The sequence below is a fragment of the Kribbella sp. NPDC055110 genome, assembly GCF_053607525.1.
The window spans coordinates 1-21,191 of record NZ_JBSGTS010000003.1 but is presented as its reverse complement, the minus strand read 5'-3'; the positions used below and the strand labels follow the sequence as shown (position 1 = coordinate 21,191).

The 21,191-nt window shown below is 68.1% G+C and carries 19 protein-coding genes; 11 read left to right on the top strand and 8 right to left on the bottom strand.

The window, feature by feature from the left end:
- The first annotated feature begins 299 nt into the window (after window positions 1–299).
- Window positions 300–2,567: a M4 family metallopeptidase gene (locus tag ACWF0M_RS06070; RefSeq protein ID WP_452234509.1), complete on the top strand. Its 2,268-nt coding sequence runs from the start codon at window positions 300–302 to the stop codon at window positions 2,565–2,567.
- Between the two features lie 74 nt (window positions 2,568–2,641).
- Here the strand turns inward: ACWF0M_RS06070 and ACWF0M_RS06065 are convergent, their stop codons facing one another.
- On the bottom strand, window positions 2,642–3,844 hold the full coding sequence (locus ACWF0M_RS06065) for a hypothetical protein (RefSeq protein ID WP_452234508.1): 1,203 nt from the start codon (window positions 3,842–3,844) through the stop codon (window positions 2,642–2,644).
- A gap of 412 nt (window positions 3,845–4,256) precedes the next feature.
- Between ACWF0M_RS06065 and ACWF0M_RS06060 the strand changes: the two genes are divergently transcribed.
- From ACWF0M_RS06060 to ACWF0M_RS06025, 8 genes are all read left to right on the top strand, one after another.
- Window positions 4,257–6,380 carry an alpha-galactosidase gene (locus ACWF0M_RS06060; protein ID WP_452234507.1) on the top strand — a complete coding sequence of 708 codons (2,124 nt, stop codon included), beginning with the start codon at window positions 4,257–4,259 and terminating at the stop codon, window positions 6,378–6,380.
- Window positions 6,381–6,516: 136 nt separating this feature from the next.
- Complete coding sequence (locus tag ACWF0M_RS06055) at window positions 6,517–7,359, top strand: carbohydrate ABC transporter permease (protein ID WP_452234506.1); 843 nt, start codon at window positions 6,517–6,519, stop codon at window positions 7,357–7,359.
- On the top strand, window positions 7,356–8,237 hold the full coding sequence (locus ACWF0M_RS06050; protein WP_452234505.1) for a carbohydrate ABC transporter permease: 882 nt from the start codon (window positions 7,356–7,358) through the stop codon (window positions 8,235–8,237). Before ACWF0M_RS06055 ends, ACWF0M_RS06050 begins: the two co-directional genes overlap by 4 nt.
- A complete protein-coding gene (locus ACWF0M_RS06045) occupies window positions 8,237–9,592 on the top strand; it encodes an ABC transporter substrate-binding protein (RefSeq protein ID WP_452234504.1) in 1,356 nt (451 codons plus the stop codon). Before ACWF0M_RS06050 ends, ACWF0M_RS06045 begins: the two co-directional genes overlap by 1 nt.
- A gap of 250 nt (window positions 9,593–9,842) precedes the next feature.
- A complete protein-coding gene (locus ACWF0M_RS06040; protein WP_452234503.1) occupies window positions 9,843–10,337 on the top strand; it encodes a DUF1707 SHOCT-like domain-containing protein in 495 nt (164 codons plus the stop codon).
- Window positions 10,334–10,747, top strand: a complete 414-nt coding sequence (locus ACWF0M_RS06035) for a hypothetical protein (RefSeq protein WP_452234502.1) — start codon at window positions 10,334–10,336, stop codon at window positions 10,745–10,747. Before ACWF0M_RS06040 ends, ACWF0M_RS06035 begins: the two co-directional genes overlap by 4 nt.
- On the top strand, window positions 10,740–12,194 hold the full coding sequence (locus ACWF0M_RS06030; protein ID WP_452234501.1) for a multicopper oxidase family protein: 1,455 nt from the start codon (window positions 10,740–10,742) through the stop codon (window positions 12,192–12,194). Before ACWF0M_RS06035 ends, ACWF0M_RS06030 begins: the two co-directional genes overlap by 8 nt.
- 43 nt (window positions 12,195–12,237) lie before the next feature.
- On the top strand, window positions 12,238–13,011 hold the full coding sequence (locus tag ACWF0M_RS06025; protein ID WP_452234500.1) for a hypothetical protein: 774 nt from the start codon (window positions 12,238–12,240) through the stop codon (window positions 13,009–13,011).
- Window positions 13,012–13,013: 2 nt separating this feature from the next.
- Here the strand turns inward: ACWF0M_RS06025 and ACWF0M_RS06020 are convergent, their stop codons facing one another.
- From ACWF0M_RS06020 to ACWF0M_RS05995, 6 genes are all read right to left on the bottom strand, one after another.
- On the bottom strand, window positions 13,014–13,193 hold the full coding sequence (locus tag ACWF0M_RS06020) for a hypothetical protein (protein WP_452234499.1): 180 nt from the start codon (window positions 13,191–13,193) through the stop codon (window positions 13,014–13,016).
- 113 nt (window positions 13,194–13,306) lie between these two features.
- Window positions 13,307–14,407, bottom strand: a complete 1,101-nt coding sequence (locus tag ACWF0M_RS06015) for a sulfite oxidase (protein ID WP_452234498.1) — start codon at window positions 14,405–14,407, stop codon at window positions 13,307–13,309.
- A 207-nt stretch (window positions 14,408–14,614) separates the two neighbouring features.
- Window positions 14,615–15,223 (bottom strand): response regulator, encoded by a 609-nt coding sequence (locus ACWF0M_RS06010; protein ID WP_452234497.1) that lies wholly within the window; start codon window positions 15,221–15,223, stop codon window positions 14,615–14,617.
- Between the two features lie 34 nt (window positions 15,224–15,257).
- Window positions 15,258–16,391: a sensor histidine kinase gene (locus ACWF0M_RS06005; RefSeq protein WP_452234496.1), complete on the bottom strand. Its 1,134-nt coding sequence runs from the start codon at window positions 16,389–16,391 to the stop codon at window positions 15,258–15,260.
- Between the two features lie 64 nt (window positions 16,392–16,455).
- Window positions 16,456–17,190: an ABC transporter permease gene (locus ACWF0M_RS06000; protein ID WP_452234495.1), complete on the bottom strand. Its 735-nt coding sequence runs from the start codon at window positions 17,188–17,190 to the stop codon at window positions 16,456–16,458.
- On the bottom strand, window positions 17,187–18,110 hold the full coding sequence (locus ACWF0M_RS05995; RefSeq protein ID WP_452234494.1) for an ABC transporter ATP-binding protein: 924 nt from the start codon (window positions 18,108–18,110) through the stop codon (window positions 17,187–17,189). Before ACWF0M_RS05995 ends, ACWF0M_RS06000 begins: the two co-directional genes overlap by 4 nt.
- A 369-nt stretch (window positions 18,111–18,479) precedes the next feature.
- Between ACWF0M_RS05995 and ACWF0M_RS05990 the strand changes: the two genes are divergently transcribed.
- The gene (locus ACWF0M_RS05990; protein ID WP_452234493.1) at window positions 18,480–18,971 is read left to right on the top strand and encodes a DUF1269 domain-containing protein; all 492 of its coding nucleotides are present in this window, start codon (window positions 18,480–18,482) and stop codon (window positions 18,969–18,971) included.
- Between the two features lie 20 nt (window positions 18,972–18,991).
- Here the strand turns inward: ACWF0M_RS05990 and ACWF0M_RS05985 are convergent, their stop codons facing one another.
- Window positions 18,992–19,954, bottom strand: a complete 963-nt coding sequence (locus ACWF0M_RS05985) for a glucuronyl esterase domain-containing protein (protein ID WP_452234492.1) — start codon at window positions 19,952–19,954, stop codon at window positions 18,992–18,994.
- 77 nt (window positions 19,955–20,031) lie between these two features.
- Between ACWF0M_RS05985 and ACWF0M_RS05980 the strand changes: the two genes are divergently transcribed.
- Entirely contained in the window at window positions 20,032–20,934 is a 903-nt protein-coding gene (locus tag ACWF0M_RS05980; protein ID WP_452234491.1) for an aminoglycoside phosphotransferase family protein, read from the top strand.
- Window positions 20,935–21,191: the final 257 nt, after the last annotated feature.

Below are 21,191 nucleotides of genomic sequence, written 5' to 3'. Positions count from 1 at the left end.
CAGTTGTCATCGGGGTGCCAACGGCACGACAGCGCCTTGCTCGGGTGCGGGCTGGGACATAGTGTCCGTCCGCGCGGTCCATCGGGGCTGGATGGAAAAGGGGTCTTCCGGACAGCCGAGGTCGATGGGTAGGCCGGAGGTTCCAGGCGGAGTGGTGCACCGTCTGCAGTCCGGCGAGGCGCAACCCGCCCAGGCACCCGATGAACGAGCGAAGCGAGTTCATCAATTCAGTACCTCGCGAAGGGACCACATCAATGGTCTTGTTTCAGCGTTCCCGTAAAGCTGCCGTCGTTATCGGGGTGACCAGCCTCACTGCGGCAGCATTCGCCGGCTTCGGTTCGTCGGCCGGCGCGGCGACGAGTGCGGCACCTCCGCCGCGACCCTCACAGGCGCAGTCGAAGGCGTTCGCCGCCGACTCCGCCTCCTCACTGGTGGCAGGGCGGCCGAGCTCCCTGCACGCGTCGAAGGACGACAAGTTCACCGCGAAGCCGGTGGTCTCGGAGCAGTCCGGTCTGCAGTACGTCCCGTACGAGCGTTCGTACAAGGGTCTCCCGGTCGTCGGTGGTGACTTCGTCGTGGTCACCGACGCGAAGGGGGCCGTGAAGTACACCTCGGTCGCCCAGACCACCGCCGTACCCGAGCTGTCGACGACCGCGAAGGTGACCCCGGCGGCCGCGCAGAAGACCGCCAAGTCGCAGCTGAAGCGGGTCGACTCGTCGACCACGCCGACGCTCGCGGTCTACGCCCTGAACAGCACCCCGAAGCTCGTGTGGCAGTCGCGGGTCAGCGGCAGCGACGGCCACGAGCCGTCGAGTCTGTCGGTGTACGTCGACGCGCAGAGCGGCAAGGTGCTCGGTACCAAGGAACACGTGATGGCCGGCGACGGTACGGCGGCGTACAGCGGACCGAACCCGGTCCACCTGGACACCACGCTGTCCGGCAGCACGTACTCGCTGAAGGACCCGAACACCACCAACTTGTCCTGCCAGGACGCGGCGAACAACACCACGTTCTCCGGTCCTGACGACCTCTGGGGCAATGGGAATGCCACCAGCCGGGAGACCGGTTGCGTCGACGCACTGTTCTCCGCCGAGACCGAGAAGCACATGCTGACCGACTGGCTCGGTCGCAACGGCATGGACGGCAACGGCGGCGCATGGCCGATCCGCGTCGGCCTGGCCGACGTGAACGCGTACTACGACGGGTCCCAGGTGCAGATCGGCCACAACAACGCCAACCAGTGGATCAGCTCGATCGACGTGGTGGCGCACGAGATGGGCCACGGCATCGACGACCACACACCGGGCGGCATCTCCGGCAACGGCACCCAGGAGTTCGTGGCGGACGTGTTCGGCGCGACCACCGAGTGGTACAGCAACCAGTCGTCGGCGTACGACCCGCCGGACTTCCTGGTCGGCGAGGAGATCAACCTGGTGGGCCAGGGCCCGATCCGGAACATGTACAACCCGTCGGCCCTCGGCGACCCGAACTGCTACTCGAGCTCGATCCCGGGCACCGAGGTGCACGCCGCGGCGGGCCCCGGCAACCACTGGTACTACCTGTTGGCCGAAGGCACGAACCCGACCAACGGACAGCCCACCAGCACGACCTGCAACAGCTCGTCCGTCACCGGTCTCGGCATCCAGAAGGCCGCCCGGATCATGTACAACGCGATGCTGATGAAGACCAGCAGCAGCTCGTACCTGAAGTACCGGACCTGGACGCTGACCGCGGCCAAGAACCTGTACCCGGGTAGCTGCACCGAGTTCAACACCGTGAAGGCGGCCTGGGACGCGGTCAGCGTGCCGGCTCAGACGGCCGACCCGACCTGCTCCACGTCGGGTGGCGTCACGGTCACGAACCCGGGCAACAAGACCGGCACGGTCGGTACGGCGATCTCGTCGTTCACGCTGACCGCGTCGGGCGGCACCGCGCCGTACACCTGGTCCGCGACCGGTCTCCCGGCCGGCGTCACCATCGGCTCGTCCACCGGCACCGTGTCCGGTACCCCGACCGCGAGCGGCACGTTCAACGTCACCGCGACGGCGACCGCGAGTGCCGGCGGCTCGGGCAGCACGTCGTTCACCATCACCGTCAGCGGTGGCACCGGCAACTGCTCCGGCCAGAAGCTCGGCAACCCGGGCTTCGAGACCGGTACGGCGGCACCGTGGACGGCCTCGGCCGGGGTGATCGACAACAGCACCTCCCAGGCCGCGCACGGCGGCACCTGGAAGGCGTGGCTGGACGGCTACGGCTCGACCCACACCGACACGCTGAGCCAGTCGGTCGCGATCCCGGCCGGATGCTCGGCGACGCTCTCCTTCTACCTGCACATCGATTCTGCGGAGACCACCACGTCGACGCAGTACGACACGCTCACGGTGAAGGCGGGCTCGACCACGCTGGCGACGTACTCGAACCTGAACAAGGCGAGCGGCTACTCGCTCAAGTCGTTCAACGTCTCGTCGTTCGCCGGCCAGACGGTGTCGATCAGCTTCACCGGCACCGAGGACAGCTCGCTCCAGACCTCGTTCGTCATCGACGACACGGGCCTGAACCTGAGCTGATGCACTGAAAGAGAACCCGGCCGCCGCACCTTCGGGGGTGCGGCGGCCGGCCTTTGTCTCGCGTCAGTTGAGGGTCAGCTGAGGGTCATGCGCGGCTCACCGTTCACCAGGCCGGTGCCGGCGATGCTGCAGGTGCCGCCGCGGTTCTGGGTGTAGGTCTGGCGGACGCAGTTGCGCAGTGCCAGTTGGGCCCAGTAGTTGGGGTGCAGGGATTCCTGGATGAAGTAGTTCGAGCCGACCGTCGTGACAGTGCGGATCTGGTTGATCCACTCGGTCTTGTCGACGGCGGTGGGCTGGGTCCACGAGCTGAGGCCGACCTCCTCGTACAGGCCGACGGTGTTCTCGCAGAGCCGGCGGCCGTTGAACGCGGACTGGAGTTCGAGCAGGCGGGCGTTGGACAGTCCTGACTGGCCGATCGCGGCGCGGACCGTCTTGTTGATCGTGACGAGGGCGGTGCCGTTCGCCCAGTCGGCGTCCGCGTTCCAGAAGCCGCATCCGCCGACGCTCTGCCGGGTGTAACCGCTCTGCCCGTACCGGAACCCGCTGGCGGCCGGAATCGGTGACGGATACGTCTGTACGACGAGATTCCACGCGCTGTCGCCGTACCCGGCGTTCCGCATCGCCGACCGGACGTTCTGGAACGCCGTGGCGATCTTGCCCTGCACCGTGCTGATGTTGGCGGCGGTGAAGTTGGCGACGACGGACGAGTCGTCGCGACAGTAGTCGGGGTTCCAGGACGGTGAGAGCAGGAAGTCCTGCACGCACTGGGTGACGATCGACGCGAAGTTGAAGTCGTTGCCGCCGATCGACACGACCACCTGCTTGACGTTGTGGGTCGCGGCGAAGGTCTGCAGCATCTTCGCCTGGCCCTGCTTGCCCGCGCCGTCGTCGTAGAAGTCGATACCCGGCTTGAAGTCGCTGCCGGTACCGGTCGTGGTGCGGGCGCCCGAGCAGGCCAGGTTCAGTCCGCCGACCCCGCCACCGACGTACGCCTCGGCGGAGAGGCTGCGGTGGCATTTCGGGATCAGCTCGGCGGTGTGGGTCGCGTTGTCGTGGTACGCGTGGGCACCGAGCACGTCGGCCGGTGCCTCGGAGTCGTTCGAGCTCCCGGCCCAGCGGCCGGCCTCACCCGAGATGTAGGAGTCCCCAACGGTCACGACGTACGGCGTTCCCGAACCGGGACCGTCGGCGTGTGCCGGGGGAGCGACCAGGCCTAGCCCGGTCAGGGAGAGTAGAAGGATTGCTGCGGACACTCGACGACTTCGCGGAATGCTCATCCGGAAGGCCTCTCTCGCCGGAGGTCGGTGATCTCAGGACCCCCACCAGATCACCGTCGGCAAGAATGTACTTCCCGGTAACCACGCCCGGTAGACCGAGAGTACTGACACCTTTGCGCCCTGTCACCGCCGTGTCACCGAGGTGTCCCCGCCCCTGACGCGGTGCACCCACCCCGGCCGGCGCCGCTACGAGTCCGCAAGCGGAGCGTCGGCGACGCGTGACCTGCGCGGGCTCGCCCCGCCGAGCCGCGGACCGGAGTCGTGCCGCCGGAGCTGATGGCGGCGAGGCCCTCTTTTCCTTCGTTGTAAAGGGCTCTAGGGTATTTACTTAACTTCGTGAAGCATTGACAACGGGGCTCGCGGGGTAAATAGTTCCGTCCTGAAATCAATCAGAAAGCAGAGTGAATCAACAGTGTCGAACATCGAGATTCTGCAGCTCCGCGCCGGTGGTGTCAGCCTGGTGCTCGACTGCTCCGGTCCGGCCCTTCCGTCCGTCCTGCATTGGGGTGCGGACCTGGGTGAGCTGACCGAGAACGCTCTGCTGGAACTGCGTCGCGGCGCGGGTGCGGTCCAGGACGGCAACGGCCTGGACGAGAACCGTCCGATCGCGATCGTGCCCGAGTACTCGTCCGGCTGGTTCGGCCTCCCCGGCCTGAACGGTCACCGCGACGGCCAGGACTTCTCGGCGAGTTTCACCCTCACCAGCGTCGCCCAGACCGACAACGCCGTGCAGATCGACGCCGCCGACACCGAGGCCGGCCTCGAGCTCAGGCTCACCGTCGAGCTCACTGACTCGGGTCTCGTGCGGACCAAGGCCGACCTGATCAACACCGGCGCGACGCCGTACACGGTCGACGGGCTGCACCTCGCGCTGCCGGTGCCGACCGAGGCGACCGAGCTGCTCGACCTGACCGGCCGGCACATCGGCGAGCGGCACCCGCAGCGGCACGCGTTCACGCAGGGCGCCCACATCCGCGACAACCGCCGCGGCCGCACTGGCGCCGACGCAACACTCCTCCTGCTGGCCGGCACCGAGAGCTTCGGCTTCCGCGACGGCGAGATCTGGGCCGTGCACACCGCGTGGAGCGGCAACCACCGAACGTATGCCGAGCGCGGCATGAGCGGGTACGGCGTGATCGGCGGCGGCGAACTGCTCCTCCCGGGCGAAGGCCGCCTCCAGCCCGCGGGCACCTACAGCACCCCGTGGATCTACGGCTCGTACGGCGTCGGCCTCGACCAGGTCTCGCACCGGTTCCACGACTTCCTGCGCGCGCGTTCCAACCACCCGCAGACCGAGCGTCCCGTCGTACTGAACACCTGGGAGGCCGTGTACTTCGACCTCGACCTGGACAAGCTGAAGGCGCTCGCGGACGCGGCCGCCGAGGTCGGGGCCGAGCGGTTCGTGCTGGACGACGGCTGGTTCCGCGGCCGCCGCGACGACCACGCCGGCCTCGGCGACTGGTACGTCGACGAGGGGATCTGGCCGAAGGGCCTGCACCCGCTGGTCGACCACGTGAAGAGCCTCGGCCTGCAGTTCGGGCTGTGGGTCGAGCCGGAGATGGTGAACCCGGACTCGGACCTGGCGCGCGAGCACCCGGACTGGATCCTCGCGACCGGCGACCGGATGCCGCCGACCGCACGTCACCAGCAGGGCCTGAACCTCGGCGTGCCGGCGGCGTACGACTACATCCTCGAGCGGCTGGACAGCATCCTCAGCGAGTACGACATCGCGTACCTGAAGTGGGATCATAACCGCGACTTCGTTGACGGCGGCAACCAGCACACGGGTACGGCGGGTATTCACGAGCAGACCCTGGCCGTGTACCGGCTGATCGACGAGCTGAAGCGCTGTCATCCCGGTCTGGAGATCGAGTCCTGCTCCTCCGGTGGCGCCCGGGTCGACCTCGGCATCCTGGAGCGCACCGACCGGGTCTGGGGCAGCGACAGCAACGACGCGCTCGAGCGGCAGACCATCCAGCGCTACACGCAGTTGCTGCTGCCGCCGGAGCTGATCGGCTGCCACGTCGGCCCGCCGCGGGCGCACACCACCGGCCGTACGCAGACACTGTCGTTCCGCGCGATCACCGCGCTGTTCGGCCACTTCGGCATCGAATGGGACATCGCGTCGGCCAGCGCCGAGGAGCGCGAGGAACTCAAAGGCTGGGTTGCGCTGCACAAGGAGCTGCGACCGCTGCTGCACACCGGTCGCGTAGTCCGCGGTGACCGCGGGCCGGAGGACGTGCTCGTGCATGGAGTCGTTGCGCAGGACGGCGAGCGGGGCGTGTTCAGCGTCGTACAGATGAAGCAGTCCGTGACGTCCGCCGTCGGAAGGGTCAGGCTGCCCGGCCTCGACCCGCAGCGGACGTACCGGATCAGCAAGGTCGCGACACCCGGACCCGAGTCGCGGTCCGCGGCCTGGTCGGCCGACGGTGGAAGCGTGGAACTGAACGGCGCCGCCCTCGCCTCGGTCGGTGTGCTGATGCCCGCGCAGTGGCCCGAGAGCGCGATCTTGCTGGATGTGACTGCGATCGGGTAAGCCCGCTCGATCGCGAGACAACAGGAGGAGATCCCCCGTGACCACAACCAACGCTCCACCGGAAACCGCACGAAGTCACGGGGGACAGGCCGCTCCGCCAGGGAAGCGGCGCAGCCTGGGAGACCTCAAGGTCGCTATGATCTTCCTGGCCCCGGCCACGCTGGGGTTCGTCGTGTTCTACATCTGGCCGACGTTGCGTGGCGCGTACCTGAGCTTCACCGAGTACTCGTTGCTTGAGGCACCGAAGTTCAACGGGCTGGCCAACTACGAGCGGATGGTCCAGGACAGCTTCTTCTGGAACGCGCTCGGGGTCACGGTGGAGTACGTCGTGATCAACATCGGGGTGCAGACGGTGCTGGCGGTCGGGATCGCGATGCTGATGTACCGGTTGACGAAGTCGATCACGGTCCGCGCGATCATCCTCGCGCCGTACCTGGTGGCGAACGTGGTCGTCGCGCTGGTCTGGTACTGGATGCTCGACTTCCAGGTCGGCATCGTGAACACGTTCCTCGGCTGGGTCGGGGTCGACCCGGTCGCATTCTTCGGGGACTCGCACTGGGCAATCCCGACGGTCGCGGGGATCAACGTCTGGCGGCACATGGGGTACACCGCGCTGCTCGTGTTCGCGGGGCTGCAGACGATCCCGTCGTACGTGTACGAAGCTGCTGAAGTCGACGGATCGACCGAGTGGAAGACGTTCTGGCGGATCACGTTACCGCTGCTCCGGCCTGTTCTGGTGATGGTCCTGGTGGTCACCATGATCGGGTCGTTCCAGATCTTCGACACGGTCGCGGTGACCACGCAGGGCGGTCCGATCAATGCGACCCGGGTAATCTACTACTACATCTACGAGCGAGCGTTCACGCGCTTCGACTTCGGGTACGCGTCCGCGATGGCGCTGGTGCTGTTCGCGATCCTCGCGCTCGTTTCGCTGCTCCAGCTGCGGCTGCTGCGCGCGAAGGAGAGTGATCTCGCATGACGCGGCAGGCAAGTGTCGGGCGTACGGTCGCGTGGATCCTGTTGTTCGTGCTGCTGATCGTCACGCTGTTCCCCTTCTACTGGATGTTGCGTACGGCGTTCTCCGACAACACGCAACTGCCTGGCCACCCGCATTCGCTGCTGCCCGTGGAGACCACGCTCGGCGCGTTCAAGCGGGTGCTCGGACTGGCGTCGATCGAGGAGGCGCAGGCGCAGGGTGGTTCCGGCGCGGCCGTGAACTTCTGGCTGTACCTGCGCAACTCGTTGGTAGTGGCAACCATCACGACGGTCTGCCAGGTGTTCTTCAGCGCGATGGCGGCGTACGCGTTCGCCCGGCTGCGCTGGCCCGGACGGGACAAGGTGTTCGCGCTGTTCCTGGCCGCGCTGATGGTGCCGCCGATCTTCACGACGCTGCCGAACTTCGTGCTGATCAAGAACCTCGGGCTGCTGAACAGCTTCGCCGGCATCATCCTGCCGGGCGCGTTCATGACGCCGTTCGCGATCTTCTTCCTCCGGCAGTTCTTCCTCAGCATCAACCGCGAGCTCGAGGAGGCGGCGATGATCGACGGCGCCGGGCACCGACGGATCTTCTTCGGGATGATCATCCCGCTGAGCGCGGCGCCGATCGCGACGCTGGCGATCCTGACCTACATCAACTCGTGGAACGACTACTTCTGGCCGTTGCTCGTCGGTCAGCAGGAGAACGTGCGGGTGCTGACGGTCGCGCTCGGAGTGTTCCGGTCGCAGACGCCGCAGGGCGGTCCGGACTGGGCCGGGCTGATGGCGGCGACGCTGATCGCGGCGCTGCCGATGATCATCCTGTTCCTCGCGTTCGCCAAGCGGATCACCAACTCCATCGGCTTCTCGGGGATCAAATGATGAATCTCTCACGAAGGACCCTGCTGAAGGCAGGACTTGGCGCACTCGCCGTACCGGCTGTTGCCGCCTGCAACAACGGTGCCGCGGCGCGTGGCGACGGCGAGATCATCTACTGGCTCTGGGATTCGGCCCAGCTGCCGATGTACACCGAATGCGCGAAGCTCTTCCACGAACAGAACCCGCAGTACTCGGTGAAGATCGAGCAGTACGGGTGGAACGACTACTGGTCGAAACTCGTCACCGGGTTCATCTCGGACACCGCGCCGGACGTGTTCACGTCGCACTCGGCGAAGTACCCGCTGTTCGCGGCCAAGGGCCAGGTGCTGCCGATCGACGAGTTCGTTGCCAAGGACAACGTTGATCTGAGCATCTACCAGAAAGGGCTCGCCGATCGCTGGATCGGTGCCGACGGCCACCGGTACGGATTGCCGAAGGACTGGGACACCGAGGTCTACTTCTACAACAGCGCCCTGACCGAGGCGGCCGGGATCAGCACCGAGCAGCTGAACTCGATGACCTGGAACCCGCAGGACGGCGGCACCTTCGAGCAGATCGTCCGCCGGCTGACCGTCGACACCAAGGGCCGCCGCGGCGACCAGCCCGGGTTCGACAAGGGCAACGTCAAGGTCTACGGCCTCGGGTACGGCGACGCCGGAGGTTCGGACGGTCAGACCAGCTGGAGCTGGTACACCGCGAGCAACGGCTGGAAATACTCCGAGGGCGAGCCGTGGGGGACGAGGTTCTTCTACGGTGACCCGAAGTTCACCGAGACGATCGGCTGGTGGCGCGGCCTGATCACCAAGGGGTACATGCCGTCGTACGCGCAGGCGAAGTCCGGGATCGACGTGACCACGACCTTCGGTGCGGGTAAGTACGGGATCACCCCGAACGGCTCCTGGATGCTCGGGACGTACGCCGGGCTGAAGCAGGTGAAGACCAAGCTGGCCCGGCTGCCGATCGGGCCGATCGGGAAGCGGACGTCGATGATGAACGGGCTGGCCGACACGATCTGGAAGGGCACCACTCGTCAGGACGCGTCCTGGGCCTGGGTGAAGTTCCTCGGCTCGCAGACCGCCCAGGACATCGTGGCGAAGGCGGGCGTGGTGTTCCCGGCGGTGGCCGCCAGTATGCCGGCGGCCAAGGCGGCGTTCGCGGCCGACGGGTGGGACGTGACACCGTTCCTGGAGCCGGTCGAGGCCGGGGACGTGTTCCCGTACCCGGCCAACCCGAACGCCGCGGACGTGTCCGCGGTGATGACACCGGCAATGGACGCGGTGCTGTCCTTCGAGGCGGATCCGCCGTCGCTGATCAAGGCCAACAACGACGTCAACAAGATCCTCGCCGCGAACAGCTGACGCAACGCATGACCAGCTTTGAGCACCCATCAACCGTTTCGGCCGCCGGAATCTGGTTGGTGGGTGCTCAAGGTGGATCGGGGTTTCCCCGGGGGACGCGTACGCCAGCGGGAGTACGTCGTACTGCGTCCAGTGGTGCACTGTGCTCCTCCGGGGGTAGGGGAGGAGCCGCCGCTGAGGCGACGCGGTGAAAGGGGTTCGAAAGACAGTCTTGGTGCCGTTGGAAGACCTACGAGCACCGAGGAGTGTCATGAGCGACGAAAGGCCGGGCGGATCGATCCGTATCGGCGACAGTGAGCGTGAGGACGCCGTCCGGCGTCTGGGCGAGCATTACGAAGCCGGCCGGCTGAGCGCGGACGAACACTCCGAGCGCGTCGAGCAGGCACTGAGGGCGCGCACCGGCGCCGACCTGGAGGGCCTGTTCGCGGACCTGCCGGGCGCACACCAGACGGCAGGTGCTGGTGAAGGTGGTCAGGAAGGCGAGGGCTGGGCCGGTCCGTGGGGCTGGCGCAGGCCCCCGTGGACAGCACCGGAGAACGCCGCACGGCCGGGGCGGCCGGCTTGGGCGGGTCGGGGGGTCTTGGGGCGGGTTCCCTTTCCGTTGCTGATTCTGCTTGGGGTGTTCGGCGTACTGGCTTCGATTGCGTGTGTGGTGGGTGGCGGGCATCCGCCGGTCCTGCCGTTGGCGTTGATCGTGGCGGCCGTGTTCGTGGTGCGGAAGCGCCGGACGGAGCGGCGCGCATGAGGAACGTGTACCGGATCGTGGGGATGCTGATCGCGATCGCGGTCGTGCTGCAGGTCGCCTCGATCGCGCTCTCCGGGTTCACGATCGCGAAGGACGCCGACGACGGCACCTCGATCGGCGCCGACTACAGCAACTTCGGGCAGAGCTACCACAGCATCGCCGGTTCGGTGATCGCGCTGCTCGCGCTGGTGTTCCTGATCGTGTCGTTCCTGACCGACGTACCGCGGGGCCGTGGGCTGGCCGGGATCGTGGTCGGTCTGGTGGTCGTGCAGTTCCTGCTCGCGGTGGTGTCCTTCGGGCTGCCGGCGCTCGGCGTACTGCACGGGATCAACGGGCTCGTGATCGCCGGTGTGGCGAGTGCGGGCGCGCGGCGGGCCGCCGTACCGAATCAGCCTGTGACCAGTGGCTGACGGCAAGAACCGTCGGTGGGGCCGGCTGATCGCTCTGGGGGTGACCCTGGCGGTACTCGTACCGCTGGGGTACCTCTGGGTGACCAGCCTGGTCCCGGGTGAGTACAACCCGGCGGAGATGGGGTACGCCGACTATGGCGGCGGACCGTCGATGGGTCATGAGCACCATGCGATGAGCGGCATGAGCGTCGCGGACCTGAGGGGACCCACGACGGGTACGCCGGACGTGGACGTGACGCTCGTGGCGCGGAAGCAGAAGTTCCAGCTCGCGGCGGGGGAGACGATCGACGGGTACACGGTGAACGGGACGTCGCCCGGTCCGCTGATCCGCGCGCAGGTGGGCGACCTGGTGCAGGTCACGTTCGTGAACGAGTCCGTGAAGGACGGCGCCACGTTGCACTGGCACGGGATCGACGTACCGAACGCCGAGGACGGGGTCGCCGGGGTGACGCAGGACGCCGTACCGATGGGTGGGAAGCATGTGTACCGGTTCAAGGCCGAGGAGGCCGGGACGTACTGGTACCACTCGCATCAGGTGTCGAGCGACGAGGTCAAGGGCGGGCTGTTCGGTCCGATCGTGATCGCGCCGCCTTCGCCTGGTGAGGTGGTGACCGCGATCCACACGTACGACGGGAAGCGGACGATCAACGGGCGCAGCGGGACCGGGCGGGTGGAGTTGCCGGCCGGTACGACGGCGCGCGTGCGGGTGATCAACACCGACAACGCGATCCTCCGGGTCGGGCTGATCGGGACGCCGTACAAGGTGGTCGCGGTAGACGGTCGCGACGTCCACGGGCCGACGGCTGTCACGGCGGCGTTCCCGCTGTCGGCCGGTGCGCGGGTCGATCTCGAGGCCGTGGTCCCGGCGGGCGGGATGCGGCTGGTGGCCGGTACGTCGGCGTTGTCGGTCGGGATCGGGCCGGTCGACCCGCCGAACGGTGAGCTGCCGGGGGAGACGGTGGATCTGCTGACGTACGGTACGGCGGCGCCGATCGGGTTCGACCCGGCGAAGGCGGACCGTAACTTCGAGTACCGGATCGGGCGGCAGCCCGGGTTCCTCGACGGTGTGCCCGGGTTGTGGTGGACGATCAACGGCCACAAGTTCCCCGACGTACCGATGTTCATGGTCGCCGAGGGGGACGTGGTCCGGATGACGATCTCCAACACCAGCGGCCAGGCGCACCCGATGCACCTGCACGGCCACCACGCCGTCGTCCTGTCCCGCAACGGCGTCGCGTCGACGGGTTCACCGTGGTGGGTCGACACCCTCGAGGTCGGCAACAAGGAGACGTACGAGATCGCCTTCGTCGCCGACAACCCGGGCCTCTGGATGGACCACTGCCACAACCTCCCGCACGCCTCCGAAGGCCTGATGACCCACCTCATGTACGAAGGCATCACCACCCCGTACCGCGTCGGCGGCGACTCCCACAACGAACCGGAATGAAACCGCGCGGCCCCCGGCCGCGTCCATCCCACATGATGTTCCGGTGAGCAGTCCCGAAGACGACCTCCACGGCCGGCAACTGTTCGTGCTGCTGGCCTTCTTCGGTGTGGTCGGTGGCGGCCTGTACTTCGTCGGCTGGCTGACCCGCCCGAGCTTCCTCTACGACAACCCACTCATCTGCGCAGCCATCGCCGGCGGAGCGTGCTACCCCGCCCGCTTCCTCGCCGAGCGGTTCACGTGGTGGCGACGCCTCGCGCAACCGGGCAGGCGCACTCAGGCGCGCCGCGAGCGCCGCCGCCGGCGCGACTTGGCCGACGCCCAGGAAGCGGCCGCCCGGCAACGGCCGCCGGACGCCGAGGGCAGACATCGGCGGGTGGGGCGGAGGCGGATCGGGCTGGGTGAGGCACTGATCAGGGCGGGCCGGTTGCTCATCGGTCTTCCGATCGCGCTGGGTTCGCTGGCGATCCTGCCGCTGGGGATCGCGACCGGCCACTACAACCAGCGGTTGGTCGCCGACGGCCCGGTGCTGCCGGCCGTGGTTGTCTCGGTCGAGGAAGACAAGTGGTCCAAGTACGACGACGTGACCGTAAAGGTGACCGATCCCTGGGACGGTAAGCCGGTCGAGGTGGACGGCGGCAACGAACTGGATCCGCGACCCGCGGTCGGGGACCGGATCGACGTGGTCGACGACCCGGACAATCCGCAGTACGTGGTCGCCGTGGCGGTCGACTGGTCGATGCCATGGTGGGGCTGGCCGCTCGGCGTCGTGATCACGCTGCTGTGTCTGGGGATGGGCCTGGCGATCGCGTTCGGGTGACGTCAGGAGGCCTGTTGGAGGGCGGCCAGGTGGGCGCAGGCGGCGTCGAGGGCGGCTCGTTGGGTGGTGTAGGAGCCGTGCCAGAGGGGGTTGTCCGGTTGCGGGTCGAGCTCGTCGTCGACGTCGGCGTACCACTCGTCGGACGTCCGGAAGATCCGCGCGTGCAGCTGATTGTCGTTCACCGCACCACTCCTGGAAGTGAGAACCGTGTACGTCTCCAGGATGTGACCGAGGTACGCCGGAACGCGCCAGCGACACGCGGCGGATCAGGTGACCAGGATCCGATGCCCCAGGATCAGGTGACGAGGACCGTGATGCGCTGGGCGGTGTTGTTGCTGAAGCCGCCGCGGTTCCACGGGGCCTCGATGGGTTGTTCGCGACCACTGGCGTCGTACGCGCGGACCGTGAGGACGTGCTCGCCCGGTGTCGCCTCCCAGTCGAAGGCGAAGGCGCGCCAGGCCAGCTCGTCTTCGTTGCTCGGGGCACCCAACTTGGCCTCGTGCCAGTTCACGCCGGCGTCGGTGCTGACCTCGACCCGTTCGATCGGCGCCCACCCGGACCAGGCCCGGCCGAACAGCGGAACGGTGCCCGCGGCAACGAACCGGTGACGGCTCATGAAGTCCGGGAAACCGGGCGGGACGAGCAGCGCCCGCGGCTCGATCCGGGTGACCGCGACGCCCGGGTCGTCGGCGTCCGTGCGGATCCGGTACGCGACCGCGTTCTGGAACCCCTCGAACGCATGGTCGATCACCTCGATCGACCGCAGCCACTTCACGCTCGCCATCCCGTACCACCCGGGTACGACGAGGCGCAGCGGGTACCCGTGCTGCGGCGGCAACGGCGCACCGTTCATCTCCCACGCGACGAGCGCGCCGGAGTCGATCGCCTCCTCCACCGACAGCCCGCGCTGGTAATCCTGCTCGACGCCGCGCTCCACACCGTGGTCCGCACCGGTGAACACCACATCCAAGGCGTCGGAGCGAATCCCGGCCAACCGGAGCAGATCCGACAACAGCACGCCCGTCCACTCCGCCGTACCGACCGCTTCCGACAACCACGGCTGACTGATCGGCCGCGGCTGCAGCGTCGCCCGGCCGTTGCCGGCGCACTCCAACGTGACGCGGACGGTACGCCGTCCCATCGCGCGCAGCTCGGTCAGCCCGAACGTCAACGGCTGCTCGACGCACCCGTCCACGGTCAGCAGCCATTCGCCCGCATTCGTTGCCGGGATGTCGTAGTGCACCAGCACGTAGTGCAGTCCCGGCGGCGTCACGTCGTACCGCAGACCCTCGAGCGGCATCCCGTGGTTCCGGGCCGCGAGTTGCAGCTCGTCGGCCGTGATCCCCTCGCCCGTGTCCGCCAACCGCCCCCGCACACTGAAATTCTCGATCGACATCGCAGATCCCTCCCCTGAGGCAACCCTAGGGCATGTCTCCCAATCCCACGCCTACTGCGGGGCACTCGGCACGGCACCTCGCCGCACGGGTGCAAAGGCCACGATGCTCCGCATCGAGACCTTCGCCCCCGCGCGCCGATGCACCGCACCGAGCACCTCCTCGCTACGGCGCTGGATTGGGAGACATGCCCTAGAGGTAGCGACCGGCTACAACCACCCGTTGTCGATGGCGATGCGGGCGGCTTCGGCGCGGGTGCGGGCGCCGGTCTTGCCGATGGCGGCAGAGAGGTGGTTGCGCACGGTGCCTTCGGACAGGTGCAGTTCCTTGGCGATGTCGGCGACGGTGCCTCCCTCCCGGGCGGCCCGCAGTACGTCGGACTCGCGGCCCGTCAACGGGCTGGTGCCGGCCACCAGGGTCTCGGCGGCGAGCGACGGGTCGACCACGCGGAGCCCTTGATGCACCCGCCGTACCGCGTCCGCCAGTTGCGTCGCGGGCGTGTCCTTGACGACGAACCCGGCCGCGCCGGCCTCCATCGCGCGGCGCAGGTACCCGGGCCGGCCGAACGTGGTCACCATCAGCACCCGCACCCCCGGTACGGCGGTCCGCAGCGCGGCGGCCGCCTCGATGCCGTCCAGCCCGGGCATCTCCACGTCGAGGAGCGCGACGTCGGGCCGGGCGTTCTTCGCGGCGTCGATCACCTCGTCGCCGCGGCCCACCTCGGACACCACCTCCAGGTCGGGCTCGAGGTCGAGCAGGGCGGCGAGAGCGCCGCGTACCAGCGCCTGGTCGTCGGCGATCAGCAGTCGGATGGTCACAACCCCATCCTCACAGGCCCAGCCTCACAGATACTCACGGCCCGACCTTCACCGCGAGCCGGAACCCGCCGCCGGGCGCTTCGCCGACCTGAACCCCCGCGCCGACCTGGTCGGCCCGTTCTCGCAGCCCGATCAGCCCGTGACCCGACGCGCCCCCGCCCGGCGTCGGCCCCTTGCCGTCATCCAGTACTTCGATCTGCGCCGCCGTGATCCGGATCGTGCAGCGCTTCGCGCCGGAGTGCCGTACGACGTTCGTGACGCCTTCCCGCACCACCCAGGCGAACAGTTCGCGATTCTCCTCGGGTACTTCGTCGACCGTGGTCGGCAGCTCCGCCTTGATCTCGGCGGCCTGCAGCGCGGCCCGCGCCGAAACGAGCTCACCGGCCAGGCTCAGCTCGCGGTACCCGGCGACCGCGGCCCGTACGTCGGCCAGCGCGGCCCGCGCCAGGCTCTCGACGTCCGCGACCTCCGCGGCCGCCCGCGCCGGGTTCGCCTCGATCAGCTTGCCGGCCAGCTCCGCCTTCACCGTGATGACGGTGAGCGAGTGGCCGAGGATGTCGTGCAGGTCGCGAGCGAACCGGTTCCGCTCCTCCTGCACTGCCAGCTCGGCCATGTCCTTGCGGGCCGCGTTCAGTTCGATACTGCGCTGGATCGCCCGCCGCATCCCGAACACGGCCAGCGCGCCGAGGAAGATCGCGAACCCGAAGCTGCCGTCGTCGCTCCACCCCGGCACCAACCGCATCGCGAGCTCGACGCCGCCGAGCAGCAGTGCGACGACGCCGACCGCGATCCGGAGGTCGAGCGCCATCATCGCGACCGCGGAGATGTAGACCAGGCAGGTGAGTGCCTGCTGACCCGCCGACGGCAGCAGCAGGAGGCACAGGGTGAGCATCCCGCCGAGGTACACCAGCCGCTGCCAGGTCGGCATACCTCGCTCGCCGATGCCGACCCAGCGGATCCACCCGAAGAAGCCGAGATACGACAGCGCGAACAGGGCGAGCGTGACCAGACCGAGGACCCGGGTCGTCCCCTCCCGGCGGACGATCTCCTCGAACGGCTGGTTCAGGTAGAACAACCAGACCCCGGCGGCCAGCCAACCCCACCGCCCAGGTCCTGGGCGGCCTCCGCGCTCGGCGAGCGCGTCCATCAGGGTCGGCGAAGTCTTCACGGTGGTCACGCTATCGCCCGTACCCTCGGCAACCGATGTTTCGGACACGGATGGTCAGCCGCCGTCAGGCGCGCGCGGTGTCGGCGCGGTACCGGCGCAGCCCGATGAACCCGAGGACGACGGTCCAGCCGAGCACCACCAGCAGCGCGTGGGTGTCCACGCCACCGGCGGTCAGCGCGCTGCGGGAGGTCTGGCCGGTCCAGTACGCCGGCGTGAGCTGGGCGATGTGCTTCATGACCGACGGCATCTGGTCGACCGGCAGCCACAGACCGCCGAAGGCCGCGATCAGCATCGTGCTCAGACCAGTGATCGGCTGCACGCTGTCGGGCTTCGCGATGTAGCCGATGACCAAGCCGATCGCCGCGAACGGCAGCGCTCCGAGCCACGACACGAGCGCGACCGTCAGCCACTGCGTGACACTCAGGTGCACGTGGCCGAAGGTCATGCCGCACAGGAACACCACGATGAGCGGCGGGACTGCCAGTAGCAGGCTCAGGATGACCTTGTTCACGACGTACGCCTGCGGCTTCAGCGGCGTGAGCCGGAGCGTCCGGTTCCAGCCGCCGTCGCGCTCGGTCGCGATCACGCCGCCGCTGCTCATCGCCGCGGACATCGAGCCGAACATCGCCATACTCACCATCACGTACGCGATCGCGGAGATCCCGGCCTCGTTGGCGCCCTGCGGGATCGTCAGCCCGAAGATCAGGAACAGCACCAGCGGCATCAGGATCGAGAAGATCATCACCCGCCGGTTCCGCAGCGTGCGGCGGATGTCGAAGATCAGATAGTCGCGGTTCATGCCAGGGTCTCCTGTGCCTTGTTCTGGTCTGCTTTGTTCTGGTCGGTGATCGCGAGGACCGCGTCCTCGAGGTCGGCCGACGTGACCTCGATGTCGTGGGCCTCGGTGTTGCCCAGCAGGTGCCGCAGGGTGTTGTCGGAGTCGGCGCACTGCAGCAGCACCACGTCGCCGCGAGTCTCGACATTCCGTACGCCGGGCAGCGACGCGAGCGCGGCCAGATCGACGCCGGGGATCGTGGCGCGGATCGTGCGCCCGGAGACACTCGCCTTGATCTGCGCGGCCGTGCCGTCGGCAACGACCTTGCCGTTGCGCATCAGCACCACGCGGTCGGCGTACGCATCCGCCTCTTCGAGATAATGCGTCGCGAACAGGACCGTGCGGCCGCGGGCGGTCTCGGCGTGCATCGACGCCCAGAAGTCGCGGCGGGCCTCGACGTCCATGCCGGTCGTCGGCTCGTCCAGCACGATCAGGTCGGGCTGCGGGATGATCGCCATCGCGAACCGCACCCGCTGCTTCTGGCCGCCGGACAGCGCCTTCATGGTCCGCTTGGTGAGGTCGGCGATCCCGGCCCGCTCGAGCGCCTCCTCGACCGGCATCGGGTTGGTGTGCAGGCCGGCCACCAGGTTCAGGAGTTCGCCGACCCTGGCGTCCTCGATGATCCCGCCGCTCTGCAGCATCACGCCGACCTGGCCCTTGGCGATCGCGTCGGTCGGCGTACCGCCGTACACCTGCACCGTACCCTGATCCGGCTTCACCAGGCCGAGCAGCATCTCGATCGTGGTCGACTTCCCGGCGCCGTTCGGCCCCAGCAACGCCACTACCTCACCGGCCCGGATGGTCAGATCCACCCCGGCGACGGCCTGCACCTCCGCATACTTCTTGGTCACACCCCGCAGGCTGACCGCAGTCGTTGTCGTCATACCTGAAGCCTGCTGGAGCGGGCCTTCGCACCCCTGGATCGCTCGTCACGACCCACCCATGACATCCGTCAGCCGGGTGCGGGTGAGACCTGGCACCGGGTGGCTTGCGGTGGTGGACTCTGATCTGGGGAGAAAGTCGGCAACTGATGGGGGAGAGGGAGCGTCCAGTGAAGTGTTGATGTAGGGATTGCGAGCGGGGTGGGTGAAGTGGGTTCTGGAGCGCGCGGTGCGGCGGGAATCGTGCACAGCAGGGTGGGTGTGCGGCGGACGCGGGGTGGACTGGCGGCGGGGGTTCGGGTGCGGGTCGGCGTACCCCGGCACGCACGCGCTGCGCGGGAGTCGGCGGATGGGCGCGAGGAGAGCGGAGCGATGGCGACGTTGACGGTGTGGAAGTTCGAGACCTGGGACGGGGCCAACCAGGCGATCGGGACGTTGGAGAGTCTGGCGAAGCAGAAGCTGATCCGGATCCATGACGCGGCCTCGGTGTCGTGGCAGCCGGAGAAGCGGCGGCCGCGGACCCGGCAGGTGCGGAACATGACAGGTCCGGGAGCGGTCGGTGGGATGTTCTGGGGGATGCTGTTCGGAACGATCTTCCTGATGCCCTGGGCGGGAGCTGCGATCGGCGCGGCGGCCGGAGCGGTGGCGGGCTCCCTGATCGACGTCGGGATCGACGACGACTTCATCAAGGAAGTACGCGCCCAGGTCACGCCGGGAACGTCGGCGCTGTTCCTGCTGTCCAGCGACGAGGTGGCGGACAAGGTCCGCGAAACCTTCCGGAGGACCGGCCTCCGGGCCAAGCTCATCCACACCGACCTGACCGACGACCAGGAAGCCGCCATCCACGAGATGTTCGGGAACTGACTACTCCCGCGGATGAGACTTCACCGTTTCGCGAAGTCCAGAGCGTGCAGCCAGTCGGTTTCGAGGAGGTCGTGGGTGCCGGGGCGGACGTGGTAACCGATGCCGTTCGGGCCGAAGGCCGGCCGCGCGGCGACGACGGCCAGGTACTCACCGATCGGATCGGCCCAGTCGTCGTCCTCGCCGCTGGCGACGTACACGCGGCGCGGAGCGATGCTCGCGAGGAGCTGATGCTGATCCACGGGCAGGCTGCTCTCCTTCCCGGCGTACGACGAGAACGACGGGACGAACCAGTGCGGGAACTTCGTGGTGATCGCGGCAATGTCCTCGCCACCCGCATGCCGGAACAGCGCGGCGCCGCAGCAACCGGACCCGTTGGAGACGGTGACCGCGAACCGTTCGTCCTGCGCGCCGGCCCACAGCGCGGCCTTCCCCAACCGCGAATGCCCGAGCACCACGGCACCGGCCGGATCCACGCCGTCGATCCTGCCCGCGACGTCGAGCAGGCGGGACAGTCCCCAAGCCCAGGCGGCCACGGCACCCCAGGACTCTTTGGGAAACAGCGCGCGTACGCCGGGCGTGGCCGGTGCTGGGTCGTCGGGCTCGATCTGCTGGTAGTCGACCGCGAGTACGGCGTACCCGGCGTCCATCACCTTCGCGGACGGCTCCTCGTTGGCCTTGAAGTTGAGGGCGACGACGACCGGTACGGGGTGCTCGGCGCTCGCTCCGGCCGGGAGATGAGTGACGGTGTCGAGTTCGAGGTTGCCGAGCGGGCAGGTGATCACGGCGCGATGGCGCAGACGGTCGGCCGCCCCGTCGAGGACGCCGTCGTCCCGCGAACGCAGTACCAGCTCGGTCAGCTCGCCACCTTCCGGCGTACGGCCGTAGATCGTGCGGGCGAACTCACCGACGACATCAGGCCCGATGGCCGGCAGCGGAGGAACCTCGGCGCGCTGCCACGCCTCGGGGAGCGGGAGATGGGTCATGGAATCAATACTCTAGCTATCCGACGCACCGGCCGAAATCGGTTGACCGTACGTCGTCGGAGTGTGAGGGTCGCGCCGTGACGGGTGTTCCTAAGCTGCATGACGACGAGGTGGAGATCGACTCCGCGGTGGTGGAGCGATTGCTGGCCGAGCAGTTCCCGCGCTGGGCTGGGTTGCCGGTGCGGGTCGTGGATCGGTCGGGGACCGACAACGTGACGTTTCGCGTAGGCGACGACCTGGCGGTCCGGCTACCGCGGACGCCGCGGAACCTGGGGCAGGTCGAGATGGACCTGGAGTGGATGCCGCGCCTGGCGCCGCACGTCTCGCTGCCGATCCCGGAACCGCTGGAACTCGGGCAGCCGGCCGAGGCCTATCCTTTTACCTGGGGCGTCTACCGATGGTTGCCTGGGGCACCATTTGCGCCGGAGTCCGTTGACCGGACACAGGCGGCACATGACCTGGCTGGTTTCGTACGGTCCCTGCGAGACGTCGACACAACCGGTGCGCCGGTCCCGGACGACGATCCGTTCAGCCGCGGTACGCCGTTGGCGCCGCGGGACGAGATGTTCCGCGAGGCACTCGACGAGCTGCGGGACCATTTCGACACCGGGCGCGTGCTGGCTGCCTGGGAAGAGTCGTTGGCGGCCGACATCTGGGACGGTACGCCCCGGTGGATCCACGGCGACCTGATGGCGGGCAACCTTCTAGTTGCTGATGGCAAGCTTTCGGCGGTGATCGACTTCGGTACGGCGCGTGCCGCCGACCCGGCCGGCGACGTACTGCCTGCGTGGTGGCTGTTCGAAGGCGAATCTAGGGCGGCCTACCGCGAAGCACTTGAGGTCGACGAAGCCACCTGGCTCCGCGCCCGCGGCTGGGCCTTGTCCCTCGTGATCATCGCAATCCCTTACTACCTTGGCCGTTCCCCCAACACCCTCCGCAACGGCCAAGCTTCGGTCGCGGACATCCTCACCGCACACTAGCTGCCTTTAGCGCAAGAGCCTGTGGAGATCTGTGGATAACAGATTCCCTTGAAAATAAGGGGATTCGGCTTTGAAACTGTCGGTGGGGGTGTCTAGGCTTTGCTGCATGGACAGGCCGCCTGAGTTGATGAGCGACGCCGAACTGGCGCACGCTCTCGACCAGGCCGACACCGACCTGGCCCGCGTCGAGACCCGCCGGCTGCGGATCGTCGCGGCCATGGACAAGTCCGGGTACGCCGAAGACGCCGGCGCCCGCG